Genomic DNA, 13,920 nt, shown 5'->3' with positions numbered 1-13,920 from the left:
GTGCATGCGAGTTTCCCTGCACACGGCTCAAGCCTCTGCGAAGGCGCTGTTAATAGAGGGCCTTACGCGGCCTCAAGTATCAATGCAGGAGGAAATATCACAGGCGCTGAAACTGTGTTCTCGCTCCAAGGCAGCCGTTGTCGAGATGTTCAGTGATTTACGCATGGGGCGTGCAATTGAGCTGGAGGGCATCGGCGGACTGGTTGAGGACATATCCAATTCGTTACTGCGTAATTCCCATGCGCTGATCAGTGTGGCGCGCTTGAAGCAGTCCGACGTATAACCGATACCAACGCGAAGGTTTCGAGGTCGTCACCACGGTCGATGGGGGCGTATACGTCGTTGCTCACTGGCTTTTTGAAAATGGTGCTTTAGACAGGTTCGACAGGGTTGATTGATGTCGTCCAGGGGCGTTTGTGTGTATCAAAAAATCGAAGGTAAAGGGAAGTAGAAATGGCTATCCCGAGAAGCATTCTGGATGCCCAAAATATTGATTTTGGCGTCAACGTCACTGGGTACCTGTGCTGCACCGAATTCCAACCGCCGTGTTTGATAGGCATTGTTTTTACAGACGCACGGGGCCGCTTTGCGGATGGAAGAAGGATCCGTACGTCCAAGATCGAAAAAGTCTTTCAGCTCCAGGGCTATCTGCTCTGCGAGACGTTTAGCGGCAGTCGATATGTCATTTGCCATTGGTGGCACGAGAACGGCACCGTGCCCGTGGTCAATATGATCCACTGACAAATGCAGGTATCGACAGGTAAAAATAGCCAAGATTTGCGCATGAATGGCTTTCGAGCAGCTTTTTAAAAGTTTGAAAATGTAGGCGGTGGTGTGGAAGCGGAATTGGTGGCAGATGTTTTGTACGGCCCAGCGCGTACGCTGGGTGGCTCGCGACTGGATGATGACGAGCTAATAAAATTGGCGCGCGAGGAGTTCGAAGGGCAGCCGTTTTGCGTTGTGCGAAATTGGATGATACTCGACCTCCTACTCCCTGAGGCCCAAGAGAGTGAGGTAAGAAGGAAGGGCTGCAGCCTCAGTCCTGTATGCCCATCGGGTCGTATTCGATAGCGCAGCTCGCAGCTCGCATCTCGGATGGCGGTAGTTTCATCACAAGCTATCAAAAAGATTTTCATGGTTGTTTTTTTGAAAGCAAAGACAAGCTGTACATTCTGGCCGGTCGTGGTGCAAGAAAGCACGTAAGCGTGCCTGCTGTCGCAGCGCTGCATGAAAATTTTTCAGGGCTCGTCAGGTAGTTGCGAGATTGGGAAAAGCTCCATGTTTGGGCGGAGTGCCTTGCTCGCGAATGAAGTGATTCAGCGACGCTGGTCGAGGAAATCTTCCCCGCTGTCCGGGGCTACTTAGGCCCCCAATAAGCACAGTGAGGCTTCGGCAGTTTGCCGAGATGTATGGGATTCATCACGCTCCAGACTCACTCGGAAGGCCATTGGCATGATGCATTTGTGGTCAGCTTCGATTCACCTGGAGATAGCCTGCGAAGCCGGTGCAACATCAACTATCTGCCCGAATATCTTGCGGATCAGTTCATTCAACTGGGTACGGTTAAAGCGGCGGCCGTCAGTGCGAACCTCCCACTGGAGTGGGATATTCGGTGTGAGCCTGCCCCAGCTTTTCTGCACGATATCATCCCGGCCGGTGCCGCACCTCGGCACATATTGTCGAGAACGGTAGTACCGCCAGGGATGTCGATTGATCTCTTTCTGCTGCAGCAATTCGCTGCAGCTCCCATTGGGCACATGCGTATAAAAAGTGCGGCTGGAACGTTGTATCCCGCAGAAAAAGTGACTGGTGGGTTTAAGGAAACATGATCAAGCCAGTGATCACGTCAAGCTGCAATGCCATCACCACCATCGCAGCGGCCACAACCCAGAGTAGCGTCAGGATCACCATACCGGCGAAAATGTGGTGAGCACCTATACACACTGGTGTCCAGAGCGTATTAAGGCCAATCTGCGCCACACATAAAGCCAGCACCACCTGACTTCCAGGTATCAATGTCAACCGGTACCCGGCCTGATCACAAATTCCCGAATCACCCGCATTCATCGGCTTTTTTGCTATCGTGCATTAAATTTGTGATCACAAAGAGATAAGAAATGGCGATTTCAATGTGGCAAGGTCAAGTCGCTCTGGTCAGCGGTGCGGGCAGTGAAAGTGGTATTGGTCTGGCGATCGCCCGACGTTTGGGCCGCGAAGGCGCGCGTGTATTGATCACTGCCAGCAGTGCGCGGATCCAGCAACGTGTCGCCGAGTTGCAGGCTGAGGGTATAGACGCTCGGGCGATGACAGCCGACTTGACTGACGAATTGCAGGTCAAGGAGCTGACCGATTGGGCTCATGAGCAGTTCGGCCATATCGACATTTTGGTCAATAACGCCGGTATGGCTATGGTCGGCAGCCCGGAACCCTTCGTCGAAGTGGCGGACATGGATTTGGCGACCTGGAATCTATCTCTGGCGCGCAACCTGACCAGCGCTTTTCTGCTGACTCGTGCGGTTTTGCCTGGGATGAAGACACGCGGTTACGGACGCATCGTCCACATCAGTTCAACGACCGGTACACGCGGCAGCAATCCAGGTGAGTCGGCTTACAGTGCGGCCAAAGCAGCGATGCTGGGGATGAATATGAGCCTGGCGCTGGAAGTCGGTAAACGGGGCATCACCGTCAACAGCGTTGCACCAGGCTGGATTGATACGGGGGCATTGACCGAGGAAGAATACCGTGCCGGTACCTACACTCCGATCGGCCGCGCCGGTCGTCCAGAAGAGGTTGCCGCTGCAGTGGCGTTTCTGGCGTCTCCAGAAGCCAGCTATATCACCGGTGAAGTGCTGGTGGTGGATGGCGGTAATTGTCTGATCGAAAACAAGGCGCCCTGAGCAATGGGCCCTTGACGACCTATTTCAACATGTTGGGTCGAAACATGCCCTGTGTGACCGACGGAAATTGGCCGAGGCTGTGAAAAAGCGTTTTAGAGCAGGTTTGGCGGCCAGAATCGGGACAGAAAACGCGTTTCTGCGCAAAATTTTGGTCTGCTGACTAGCTACGCGCTGACAGCTTTTACGTAGCAACGACGTCTTCAAGAAGGTGCCCCCGCTTTTACACACAGCCTGGGCCAGAAGTCGGCAATCGAAAGCCTATGCGAGAGCAGAGTTGATTCGCTGTGTGAAATATTACATTTCTGACAGCTAGCCGGCGGTAGGTAGTCTATGGGCTAGAGTGAAGAACGAACGTAGCTATTCAAAGGGCTTACAGATGCGCTTAGCCATTGATGCTATTTCAAACGTGATTGGTGGAAACGACAGTGAGATCTAATTGGCGTTGGAAATTGCATCCGCGATAGCTTCACTCAGCCAGGAGCACTTGAAATGACAAACACCCAAAAGTTGCTGTTCGCTTTAGGATCCGCAATCGCACTGCCAGTTGCCACATGCCTTGCACAAGCGGCAGAGCCGCAGATCAAGACGCTCACCTCACCGAAAGATCCAACGGAAAGCGCAGTTCTAATAGGTAGAGTCATCAACGACGGGCTGACAATCCAGTTGGAGCTTGAGGGCGCCGAAGCTATGTGGATGCAGATGGGAACACCTGCTCAGTGGAGTGAGCATGTTCCCGCAAAGAACGAGCGGTATCATATCGAGATCAAGGTGACGGACAATGCAACCAAGACGCGACTCCCGTACTCCACGGTTACCTTCGCTGCGACGAACAAAGCCAATGGAAAGAGCGTAGAAACGGTTCTACCACCAATGTGGGGCGGCAGTGGTTTGCATTACTCTGAAAACAGTCCCTTGGCTGGTGATGGTGTTTACGCCGCCACGGTCACTGTTGGTGTTCCAACGTTCGCTCGTGAAATGAAGGACAAAGACCTGTGGTCGAAACCGGTAAACGCCCACTTTCACTTCAAATTGAAGGACGGTGTGCTTGTCGAGGTATCAGAACCCGTCTCGGCAGCAAACTAGCGGAGCCAATTTTGCCGAAGGAGGGGGCAGACAAACTGTCAGCAGGCACATGAATGCCAGTAAAATGATTCAGCGGTCAGCGAGGTTAAAAACTTGATTAAGGTTAACTGACATCGTCAGGGCGTGAAGCAGCAGTCGTGCCGGGCAGAAACGGTCAAAAGCTACCGCTCAAACCTGTCGAAGAAAACGGAGGTGGCTCACACTCCTCTGACAGGCCCTCACCGACAAATGAGTCATTTGATCTACGATACGTCGATGACATAACCCATGCCGCGTGAGGTGTGAATCAATTTGGATTCAAAACGGTCATCAATTTTCGCTCGCAGTCTACGCACGGCAACTTCGATGACATTGGTGCCACTCTCAAGGTGGATATTCCAAACCTGTGATGCAATGAGTGATTTCGGAAGAACTTCACCACGGTGCTGTAGCATAAATTCCAATAACGAAAACTCTTTCGCCGTTAGGTCAATCCGTTTCCCTCCTCGAAACGCCTGATGCTTTAGTAGGTCAAGCTCAAGATCTCCGATTTTTAGATGGGTCTGACTGGAAGGAGGGGTTGCTCTGCGCAGCAAGGTTCGAACTCTAGCAAGCAGTTCGGAGAACGCAAAAGGCTTGACCATGTAGTCATCAGCACCCAGCTCCAACCCTTTAACTCGGTCTTCTACACCATCCCGAGCTGAGAGGAGCAACACTGGCATACTTACGCCTGCGGCCCGGATCTTTGTCAGGACGTCCCAACCGTTGAGACCAGGCATCATCACATCCAGGATGAGTAGATCGTAGGATCTGTCCAGAACGTGTTGAAGAGCGTCGATCCCGGTTATGACACGGTCAACACTGAAGCCGGCCTCAGTGAGGCCTTTCTGCAGGTAAATTCCGGTCTTTGGTTCATCTTCAGCTACCAAGAGTTTCATGTTGGCAGGTTCCACGATTTGTATTGCAGCAGTTTGCGGCCAAAACCGATGCCCCAATACAAGCTGATGTAATTTCTACGGCCGACTCAGCGGGGGCGCACTGGCTCAACTTACAAACTTGCAAAGCACTGCCCGCATTCGCTTTACAGTCTACTCAGCTGACATCTCCATCTCTGGGCTGAGGGTGCCTAGCCAGGCAACCAGGCCCATAATGATCACCGCGACCGACAACTCTAGGATCATGCTACGTCGTAAGGCATTAATGGCGACGTTAGGAGTGCCTGTCTGAATGGATCGCTCAAGCAGTGGACTCAGGTGAAAACGGTTCACCGCTGCAAATACCAGCATCCCCGCAAACAAGAAGACCTTCAAAGACAGCAGTGCTCCGTAAGTGCTGGTTGTCAACGTCTCCAATACCGGGCCAACAACCAGCAGATAGTTGACTACTCCGGTGATAGCCAGGGTTGCGACGATGAGCGCCCCCGCTGATTCGAAACCAGTCAGCATTCGAGCCAACAACCGGATCTGCAGATCTCCCGTAAGGTTGTTTGAGCGCAATAAAAGCGCGAACGCGGCGAGAGCACCCAACCAGCTGCCTGCAGCCAGAAGATGAACAATATCGCTTGTGAAATGCAGGTAGCGACGAGAGCCTTCATCCATAGCGCCATGTCCTGTCCAGGCCAGCGTCGCCAGGGCGATGGCCCCACACAGTGTGACCAACCGGAGGCTCAATGCCGGGGCCCGTTGATTGAGGGTCGCTGCAATGACCGCCACCGTCAACGAGGCTATTCGAACCATCCAGGTCAACCCTACGTCAGTGTCCATCAGCATCATCTGCAGAATGTGGTGGTGAAGTTCCATGACGCTGGACATACCGCTCATCGTCTTGGCCATGTGCAGCATGGCCGCCATCGACAGCAGTATTCCGATAACGGCAGTTCCCACCAGCAACGACCCAAAGTTCAATACGGTACCGCCCGTGCGCTCCTTTCCTTTGAGGCTGTACAGGCCGAACAGTGCCAGCCCGAAGAGCAGCATCAAGTCGATATAGAGTGCGAAGCGAAGGCTAATGTAGATTGAGTCGTCCATGGATCATTTGACTTTAAAGGTCACGGCGCCTGTGATCGGGTGGGTATCAGAAGACACAGCCCGCCACTCAACTTTGTATGTGCCTGGTGTGAGCGGTACAGCCGGGGTGATGACCATCATTTTCGGATCGGCGCTGCCCGCGACGCTGGTTTTGACGCCCATAGGGGAGTGGGCAGACATGCCCGGCATCTCGGTCATGATCAGTTTCGCGCCAGAAAACTGGGTGGTGAGCTTTTCCGAAAAAATCAGTTCGATTTTTGCCGGCGGCGCCACTGTGGCGCCCTCGGCTGGGGTAGAGGACAGCAGCTTTGGATGCGCCTGGACAACAGCGCTCAACAACAAACCGGCGCTGAGTGCTGCGACAACGCTGAGAGTTTTAAGAGATGACATGCAAGGCTCCTGACGGCCTGAGCCGTGGATGATGGGGTTATTGTTTGAATGGATTTGGGGTGTACGTATCGGTCAGGTTTAGAACCACATCCGCAAACCGACAACAAAACGGGTATCACTACGGTTTTCGCCTTCTTCAAGGACGTAATCTGCGGTTTTGCCATACGAGCGATTCCAGGTCACGCCGATATAAGGTGCGAGCTCGCGGCGTATTTCATAACGCAATCTCAGACCGACCTCGGTGTCCGACAGCCCGGAGCCGGTGGCCCGTTGAGGGTCGTTTTTGCCATAGAGGTTCATTTCAGCGGTGGGCTGCAATATCAAACGGTTGGTCAGCAAAATATCGTAGTCGCCCTTGAGCCGTAGCGCAGTCTGGCCAGCCTCGCCCAGGTAGGCGGTGGCCTGCGTTTCGAAGTCGTAAAGCGCCATGCCTTGCAGTCCCAGCGCCGCCCAAGTCTGGGGGGCGCCGGGTTTGAAATCTTGCCGCACGCCGCTTACAACATCCCACCAAGGGCTAACCGCATGTCCCCAAAGAGCCTGGAGTTCAGCGCGCTCAGTGACGCCGTTGGTTCGCTCGCCCTCAGAGCGCAGCCAGAGACGATCCGTGTCGCCGCCAATCCAGCCATTGGCTTCCCAACGCAGTGCGCTGCCCTTGTCGGCGTCTTGCCATTCGAGCTGATCGATCAGGAAGAACGAGTTGATCGAGCGCTCGCGCATCTGGTGGCCAGCATGGCTTTCAAACACTGCTGCGCGATCCGCGTCGGTGAGTACTGGGATCAGTGTACGGCTTTGCTGGGGCGCAGTGGGTTTCATGCCCTGCATTTCGCCGTCATCCATGCCCTGCATCTGGGAATGATCCATACCCTGCATCTGGCTGCCGTCCATGCCTTGCATCGGCTCGGTCTGCCCATAGGCAAGCGCAAGCGGCATGATACCCATCCCTAGGATGGCCAAGCCCGCGAGTACCGGTTTAGCGGATTTTTCGAAGTTCATGTCTGGCTCCTACTCTTGCACACGGACTTCGCGGAACATGCCCATTTCCATGTGGTACATCAAATGGCAGTGGTACGCCCATCGCCCCAAGGCATCGGCGGTCACGCGGTAACTGCGTTTGGTTCCTGGCGGCATGTCGATGGTGTGTTTACGCACCATGAAATCACCGTTTTCGTCCTCCAGATCACTCCACATGCCATGCAGGTGAATGGGGTGCATCATCATTGTGTCGTTCACTAGAACCACTCGAATACGCTCTCCATACTTGAGGCGAAGCGGCTCGGCATCCGCGAACTTGACGCCGTCAAAAGACCACGAGAACTTTTCCATGTGTCCGGTCAGATGCAGAGTGATGGTGCGGCTCGGTTCTCGGCCATCGGGATCCTGAAAGGTGCTCTTCAGGTCTGAGTAGGTCAGTACCCTGCGACCATTGTTTCTCAGGCCCATGCCGGGATCGTTAAGTTTCGGCGTGGGGCTCATCGTTTGCATATCAACCAGTGGATTATTGGTTTCGGAGGTCGGGTGAGGCTCCATGGCTCCCATGCCGCTCATGCCGCTCATGCCCTGCATCGAGTGGCCAGACATGTCTGCGGTATCTGATATCTGGCTGTGATCCATGCCCTCCATGCCTTGCATCGAATTCTGGGTCATGCCATTCATATCGCCGTGATCCATGCCGGCCATATCACCCATGCCCATGTCGCTCATCGTGATCAACGGACGTGGATCTAGGGGCGGTATAGGGGCTGAAAGCCCTTCATGTACGGCCAATGTTCCTCTCGCGAAACCTGTGCGATCTATCGACTGGGCGAACAAGGTGTACGCGTTTTCGGTAGGTTCGACGATCACATCAAAGGTTTCAGCCACGGCGATGCGGAACTCATCAACGCTGACCGGTTTCACGTACTGCCCGTCTGCTGCGACGACAGTCATCTTCAGGCCTGGAATGCGCACGTCAAAGTAGCTCATCGCCGAGCCATTGATGAACCTCAGGCGCAGCCGTTCGCCAGGCCGGAAAATGCCCGTCCAGTTGCTGTCGGGAGCCTGCCCGTTGAGCAAGTAGGTGTAGGTGGCGCCGCTAACGTCGGCAAGATCCGTGGGGTTCATCTTCATTTCAGCCCACATTTTCCGATCCGCGACGGTGGCAGGCCAACCGTTCTTACTGACATCATCAATGAAGTCGCCGACGGTGCGTTTGTGCAGGTTGTAGTAACTGGATTGCTTCTTGAGTTTTTTCATGACCCGCTCGGGGTCTTCATCAGTCCAGTCGGACAGCATCACCACATAGTCGCGGTCGTAGCTGAAGGGGTCGGGGTCTTTGGCATCAATGACAATCGGCCCGTATACACCGACCTGCTCCTGAAAACCGGAGTGACTGTGATACCAGTACGTGCCGTTCTGTTTGACCTTGAACGAGTAAACGTACAAGCCGCCGGGTTCGATGCCGTCAAAGCTCAGGCCTGGCACACCGTCCATATTCACCGGCAGAATGATGCCGTGCCAATGGATCGAGGTGTTTTCTTTCAGCCGGTTCCTGACCCGCAACGTCACCGTATCACCTTCGCGCCAGCGCAATAGCGGGCCGGGGAGGCTGCCGTTAATGGTCATGGCGGTGCTGGGCGTCCCCGTGAAGTTCACCCCCATCTCACCGATGGATAGATCGAAATCGGTGCCAGCAAGAACATTGGGCTGTCCGGGACTCGTAATCGCCCACACCGGGCTGCGCCACAGCCCGAAGCCGGCGAGAATTCCACCTGCCGCCAAGGCTTTCACGAACGTGCGTCTTGATGTTCTGGAATGCATCGAAGGTATCCAACTGTCAGAATCCGGGCAGGTGAATGCGCTGCCATAGGGCGGCTTGGACGTGCCTCAAGAGTACGTTGCCAACCGCCAATTGCTGATCAAGATGCCATAGGCCAGCGTTGCGAGTGATTACATTTCCGTCAGGTTGGCAAAAAGGCAACCTAGCTTGCGCGGCGATTGAACAGCGTTTGTTATTTGGCAGCTCCGACGGGCGCCATGTGTTCCGCCCCAAGGGGTATCGTCAATTGCCGGGGTAATCCGCGATCACCCGATCAGTGCCGCTGTCAGTCAGACCTATCACCTGATACGGCTGTCTGGTCGAGTCATACTCCATGCCGGGCGAACCCGATACCATACCGGGCACCGCGACCCCAACGAGGTCGGGCTGATTCTTCAGATCGAGGATCTGTGCCACTGGCACATGCCCTTCGACGAACTTTCCGCCAATCATCGCGGTATGACAGGAGGCCAGGCGCGGAGCCACGCCGAGACGCTGTTTGACTTCGCTCATGTTGGGTTCGACATGGTCGCGCACGCTAAAGCCATTGGCTTCAAGGTACTTGATCCACTCCTCGCAGCAGCCACAGTTAGGGTCGCGGTAGACGTCGATGACGTCAGCAGCTTGTGCTGCTCCGGTCATGAGTAGGGTTGCGAGCGCAGCGATGCGCAGTCTGGTATTCATAGGCATTCTCCTGTTCAAAAAAGAGCGATTACCGGCAGCAGCAACCACCGCCGTTCCCGCCACAACCTGAGGTTTTTTTACTGGCTACGCTTTCGGCTGTCGCCAGGTGTGCCGGATAGCCAGCGTCCTGCAGGGCTGCGAGTAGCGCATGGCTGTCCGAATCGCCGCTGACCTTCACCCGTCCGGATTGTAGATCCACTGCCACGTCACTGACGCCTTCAAGTGGGCGCAGCGCTTCGGTGACATGTTTGACGCATGAACCACAGCTCATGCCCTGGACTTGCAGTTCAACAGTTTTCATTGGTGACTCCTCACAACAAAATTGATCATGGAAAGACTGATGCATGAGGCTTTTCTTTGGCCTTGGCTTATCCTCAACCTTACTGCTATGGCAAGGTCAAGCGGCCCTTGTCACTCAATCAATCGACACCTGGCGCAGGCGCAAAGCGTTGAGTACCACCGACGCCGAACTCACGCTCATGGCCAGTGCGGCTATCAGTGGCGACAGAAGGTGACCGGTAAGCGGGTAGAACAAACCGGCGGCCAGCGGGATGCCCATGGCGTTGTAAAGGAAGGCGAATGTCAGGTTCTGGTGCATGTTTCTCACCGTTGCTACTGACAGGCTACGAGCACGCAGGATGCCGAGCAGATCACCCTTGACCAGGGTGACCTGCGCGCTGTTCATCGCGACGTCAGTGCCAGTGCCCATCGCGATACCGACGTCGGCGCGAGCCAGTGCGGGGGCATCGTTAATGCCGTCGCCGGCCATCGCCACGCGGTGTCCGGCGTGTTGCAGAGCCGCGACCAGGCGTTCTTTGTCTTGCGGTTTGACCTCTCCATGCACCTCCTCGATACCTAGCTGGCGAGCTACCGAACGCGCAGTGGTAAGGCCGTCTCCAGTGGCCATGATGACCTTGACGCCGTCCGCCTGCAGACGCTCGACTGCCAGCTTCGTGGTGGGTTTGATGGGGTCGGCAACGGCCAGTAAACCCGCCAGGGCGCCATTGACTGCCAGGTACATGATGCTCGCGCCGTCGCCGCGCAGCGTCTCGGCCTGTGCCTGCAAACTCTCGGTGGAGACGCCGGCCTCCTGCATCAGTGCGGTATTGCCCAATGTCAGGCGGCGACCCTCGACCTGACCGCTGACACCAATGCCGGAGGCTGACTCAAAGGTTTCAGGCGGGCTCAGGGTCAGGCCTGCAGCGCGTGCCTGTTCGACGATAGCGTGGGCCAACGGATGCTCGCTGCCCTGATCGAGGCTCGCGGCCAGGCGCAGCACTTCATTCTGAGTAAATCCAGGTACAGCCTCGACGCTATGGAACGCTGGCCGCCCCTCAGTGAGAGTGCCCGTCTTGTCGACAATCAAGGTGTCGATCTTGCGCAGGTTCTCGATGGCGGCGGCATCGCGAAACAAGACGCCGCTGCCAGCGGCCTTGCCGGTGGCAACCATGACCGACATCGGCGTCGCCAGGCCCAGGGCACAGGGGCAGGCGATGATCATTACCGCTACAGCGTTGATCAGGCCGAACACCCAGCTTGGCTCGGGCCCCCATAGCCCCCAGCCGAGTAGAGTCAGCGCGGCAATGCTAATCACCACGATCACGAAGTAGCCGGCAATCACGTCTGCCAGACGTTGCATCGGTGCTTTTGAGCGTTGTGCCTGCACAACCATCTGCACGATCTGTGCGAGCAGGGTGGCCGACCCAATTTTCTGTGCCTGCATCACCAGGCTGCCGTGGGTGTTGAGGGTCGCGCCGATCAACGCGTCGCCAGGCCTCTTCATTATCGGTATTGGCTCACCGGTGAGCATTGACTCGTCCACAGCGCTTTCGCCTTGCAGTACCTGGCCGTCGACAGGCACTTTTTCGCCCGGACGCACACGTAATGTGTCACCGCTGTGTACGTGTGTCAGCGGGATGTCTTCTTCCGTGCCATCGGCATTGATCCGTCGGGCCGTTTTGGGTGCCAGTCCGAGCAGCGACTTGATGGCGGCCGAGGTTTGCGAGCGAGCCTTGAGCTCGAGCATCTGGCCGAGCAGGGTCAGTGAGATGATCACCGCCGCCGCCTCGAAGTACACGCCGATGCGGCCATCCATCATGAAGGTGCTGGGGAATGCGCCGGGGGCCAGGGTGGCGACGAGGCTGTAAAGGAAGGCCGCCGCCGTGCCGAGGCCGATCAGTGTCCACATATTCGGACTGCGCTGAACCACCGAACGCACGCCGCGCACATAAAACGGCCAGCCAGCCCACAGCACGACGGGTGTGGCCAGTCCCAGCTCAAGCCAGTTTTGTGTGGGGCCGTGGAACAGCGCCAAGGCATGGCCGCCCATGGCCAGCACGGTGACGATCACTGTCAGTGGCAATGTCCACCAGAAGCGCCGGGTGAAGTTCTTGAGTTCGGGGTTCTCTTCTTCCTCGAGTTCGGGAATCACCGGCTCCAGGGTCATGCCGCACTTGGGGCAGGTGCCGGGGCCGATCTGGCGGATCTCCGGATGCATGGGACACGTGTATTCAGTGGTCGCTGCTAGCGGTGCTGTTGACGCCTGTTCGATTTCAGGTGCAGATGCTTGATAGCGCCCGGGCTCGGCCTTGAACGTTGCTTGGCATTTCTGGCTGCAGAACCGGTAGGTTTGCCCCTCATATTGCGTGCTGAACGGGCTGTCGTTACTGACGGCCATGCCACATACAGGGTCATGCGAGCCGACGGGGGAGGGCTCGGACTGCTGTATTGGGTTGTTCTCTTGGCGAAGCTCAGGGTTGCGCATGACCTAATTCCTGTTCGCGTCCTTGGTTGAGTCTGCAGTTTCTCCGTGATGGCTGTGACCACCGTGGTGGTGCCCGAACACATGCATCAGTGGGCACAACAGCAAAATCATGTAAGGCAGCAGGCCCAACATATGACCGTAGTGTTCTCTGGCCAGATAGAACAGGGCGATCACCAGCAGCATGCCCAACGCTACGCCGGTTTTGCTCCTCCAAAATGTTGGAGGAGTATTAGCTGAGTGCGGTGAACTCATCATGGTCTTGAACTCCTGAGGGAGTGGTATTCCTTGGGACGTCTTGTCTTACAGGTTCGATGCACGACGGTTTCATCCTTGCCACGTTGGCCAGGGTGAAACCGCCGTTGCATTTACAACGCTACCTCGGGATCACTTGTTCATGGGCATCGCCATCATGCTCGACTGCTGATCCATCATTTTCATCATCATGTTCATCATGCCCATGCCGTCTTTGTTGCCGGACATGCCCATGCCATTACAGTTTTTCTGCATCATGCCCATGCTGTCTTTCATCGTCTTCATGTTCTCCTGCATGGCGGCCTGTCGCTCGGCAGGGGTTTTGGCGGCCGCTGCTTTGTCGTGTGCCGCCTGCATTTTGTGCATTTGCTCGGTCATGGCTTTGTTCTGCATGGGCATTTCACTTGTTTGAGCTGGCGTGGTCGACGACGGCTCTGGCTGTGGTTCATCGGCGGCCGAGGCCATGAGTGGGCTGCTAACGAGCAGGGCAGCGAGGATCAATTTCAATGACATATGCATGACAATCTCCAAAGGGTGAGGGCAACACAGGTAATACAAAGCCGCGCCAGAGTGGCGCAGCCAAGAAGTGCGGCCGGAATTCGGCGCGCAGAAGGTCGGTCTAAATGTTGAAGCGGACGAAAATCAGGCGAGCGGGCGGTCTGGCGGGCGCAGGGTGCCGCAATGCAAGAAAGGCAAAAGCAGAAGGGGGGGCGGGGTAAAAAATCAGCAACGCAGGGATCAGTAACAGGAACGTCCAAATGGACAGGTCAGACAGTTGAAGATGCGGCGAGGGACTCACGGCAATCGCCGCATCGGCGCAGTGTTGGATACAGCCAAGGGTGTGGGCGTCGTGGCTATCGTCATCTTGCGCGGTGTTGAGCGAGGCATGGGTTGTCGCGGGAGTGTGGCTGGGCTGTGTCAGGCATCCCTGTGTCGCGGCCATACCAAACGCTAACACCCACAGCACGATGGCGAGGCGTATGAACGCTGGTTGGTGGTGGCGAAACGAGAACATACAGCGTCTCCAGCACTGATTGACGGGTGTTGATC

18 protein-coding genes and 1 pseudogene are annotated in these 13,920 nt (G+C 56.0%); 6 read left to right on the top strand and 13 right to left on the bottom strand.

The annotated features are described in order from the left end of the window. Positions 1-4 precede the first annotated feature (4 nt). Positions 5-283 carry a DUF3391 domain-containing protein gene (locus ACVBEG_RS16760; RefSeq protein WP_447108098.1) on the top strand — a complete coding sequence of 93 codons (279 nt, stop codon included), beginning with the start codon at positions 5-7 and terminating at the stop codon, positions 281-283. A 140-nt stretch (positions 284-423) separates the two neighbouring features. Here the strand turns inward: ACVBEG_RS16760 and ACVBEG_RS16755 are convergent, their stop codons facing one another. Then, entirely contained in the window at positions 424-774 is a 351-nt protein-coding gene (locus ACVBEG_RS16755; protein ID WP_447108097.1) for a hypothetical protein, read from the bottom strand. A 60-nt stretch (positions 775-834) separates the two neighbouring features. Here ACVBEG_RS16755 and ACVBEG_RS16750 point away from each other — a divergent pair, with 60 nt between their 5' ends. The 3 genes from ACVBEG_RS16750 (at position 835) to ACVBEG_RS16740 (ending at position 1,829) form a co-directional block, all read left to right on the top strand. Then, positions 835-1,071 carry a DUF6957 family protein gene (locus ACVBEG_RS16750; RefSeq protein WP_447108096.1) on the top strand — a complete coding sequence of 79 codons (237 nt, stop codon included), beginning with the start codon at positions 835-837 and terminating at the stop codon, positions 1,069-1,071. Next, positions 1,047-1,256: a DUF6957 family protein gene (locus tag ACVBEG_RS16745; protein ID WP_447108095.1), complete on the top strand. Its 210-nt coding sequence runs from the start codon at positions 1,047-1,049 to the stop codon at positions 1,254-1,256. The genes ACVBEG_RS16750 and ACVBEG_RS16745 overlap by 25 nt, the downstream gene beginning before the upstream one ends. A gap of 153 nt (positions 1,257-1,409) precedes the next feature. Further along, a complete protein-coding gene (locus tag ACVBEG_RS16740; protein WP_447108094.1) occupies positions 1,410-1,829 on the top strand; it encodes a hypothetical protein in 420 nt (139 codons plus the stop codon). On the opposite strand, the pseudogene ACVBEG_RS16735 reads toward ACVBEG_RS16740, so the two are convergent. Continuing rightward, positions 1,816-2,034: pseudogene (locus tag ACVBEG_RS16735) on the bottom strand (tryptophan-rich sensory protein); the annotation flags it as partial. The gene ACVBEG_RS16740 and the pseudogene ACVBEG_RS16735 sit on opposite strands and share 14 nt — an antisense overlap. Positions 2,035-2,117: 83 nt before the next feature. On the opposite strand from ACVBEG_RS16735, the gene ACVBEG_RS16730 reads away from it, so the two are divergent. Both ACVBEG_RS16730 and ACVBEG_RS16725 read left to right on the top strand, forming a co-directional pair. Continuing rightward, positions 2,118-2,897 (top strand): SDR family NAD(P)-dependent oxidoreductase, encoded by a 780-nt coding sequence (locus ACVBEG_RS16730; RefSeq protein WP_322216287.1) that lies wholly within the window; start codon positions 2,118-2,120, stop codon positions 2,895-2,897. A gap of 489 nt (positions 2,898-3,386) precedes the next feature. Then, entirely contained in the window at positions 3,387-3,980 is a 594-nt protein-coding gene (locus ACVBEG_RS16725) for an iron transporter (RefSeq protein ID WP_322216289.1), read from the top strand. 242 nt (positions 3,981-4,222) lie between these two features. Here the strand turns inward: ACVBEG_RS16725 and ACVBEG_RS16720 are convergent, their stop codons facing one another. The 11 genes from ACVBEG_RS16720 to ACVBEG_RS16670 form a co-directional block, all read right to left on the bottom strand. Next, positions 4,223-4,897: a heavy metal response regulator transcription factor gene (locus tag ACVBEG_RS16720; RefSeq protein WP_323566133.1), complete on the bottom strand. Its 675-nt coding sequence runs from the start codon at positions 4,895-4,897 to the stop codon at positions 4,223-4,225. Between the two features lie 150 nt (positions 4,898-5,047). Continuing rightward, positions 5,048-5,986 carry a copper homeostasis membrane protein CopD gene (gene copD / locus ACVBEG_RS16715; RefSeq protein ID WP_447108093.1) on the bottom strand — a complete coding sequence of 313 codons (939 nt, stop codon included), beginning with the start codon at positions 5,984-5,986 and terminating at the stop codon, positions 5,048-5,050. A 3-nt stretch (positions 5,987-5,989) separates the two neighbouring features. Further along, a complete protein-coding gene (copC, locus tag ACVBEG_RS16710; protein ID WP_322216298.1) occupies positions 5,990-6,376 on the bottom strand; it encodes a copper homeostasis periplasmic binding protein CopC in 387 nt (128 codons plus the stop codon). 78 nt (positions 6,377-6,454) lie between these two features. Next, positions 6,455-7,315: a copper resistance protein B gene (locus tag ACVBEG_RS16705; protein ID WP_447108471.1), complete on the bottom strand. Its 861-nt coding sequence runs from the start codon at positions 7,313-7,315 to the stop codon at positions 6,455-6,457. Between the two features lie 63 nt (positions 7,316-7,378). Next, positions 7,379-9,172 (bottom strand): copper resistance system multicopper oxidase, encoded by a 1,794-nt coding sequence (locus tag ACVBEG_RS16700; protein WP_447108092.1) that lies wholly within the window; start codon positions 9,170-9,172, stop codon positions 7,379-7,381. Between the two features lie 241 nt (positions 9,173-9,413). After that, the gene (locus ACVBEG_RS16695; RefSeq protein ID WP_447108091.1) at positions 9,414-9,854 is read right to left on the bottom strand and encodes a DUF411 domain-containing protein; all 441 of its coding nucleotides are present in this window, start codon (positions 9,852-9,854) and stop codon (positions 9,414-9,416) included. Between the two features lie 28 nt (positions 9,855-9,882). Next, on the bottom strand, positions 9,883-10,155 hold the full coding sequence (locus ACVBEG_RS16690; protein ID WP_447108090.1) for a heavy-metal-associated domain-containing protein: 273 nt from the start codon (positions 10,153-10,155) through the stop codon (positions 9,883-9,885). Between the two features lie 114 nt (positions 10,156-10,269). Further along, entirely contained in the window at positions 10,270-12,618 is a 2,349-nt protein-coding gene (locus ACVBEG_RS16685; RefSeq protein ID WP_447108089.1) for a heavy metal translocating P-type ATPase, read from the bottom strand. A gap of 3 nt (positions 12,619-12,621) precedes the next feature. Then, a complete protein-coding gene (locus tag ACVBEG_RS16680) occupies positions 12,622-12,873 on the bottom strand; it encodes a DUF2933 domain-containing protein (RefSeq protein WP_322216312.1) in 252 nt (83 codons plus the stop codon). A 129-nt stretch (positions 12,874-13,002) separates the two neighbouring features. After that, positions 13,003-13,389, bottom strand: coding sequence for a hypothetical protein (locus tag ACVBEG_RS16675; protein ID WP_323566130.1), 387 nt, complete (start codon positions 13,387-13,389; stop codon positions 13,003-13,005). A gap of 100 nt (positions 13,390-13,489) precedes the next feature. Next, the gene (locus tag ACVBEG_RS16670; protein ID WP_447108088.1) at positions 13,490-13,885 is read right to left on the bottom strand and encodes a hypothetical protein; all 396 of its coding nucleotides are present in this window, start codon (positions 13,883-13,885) and stop codon (positions 13,490-13,492) included. Positions 13,886-13,920: the final 35 nt, after the last annotated feature.

Source organism: Pseudomonas sp. GG8, assembly GCF_052976945.1.
The sequence above is the reverse complement of the archived record's forward strand: the minus strand, read 5'-3'. Positions and strand labels throughout refer to the sequence as shown.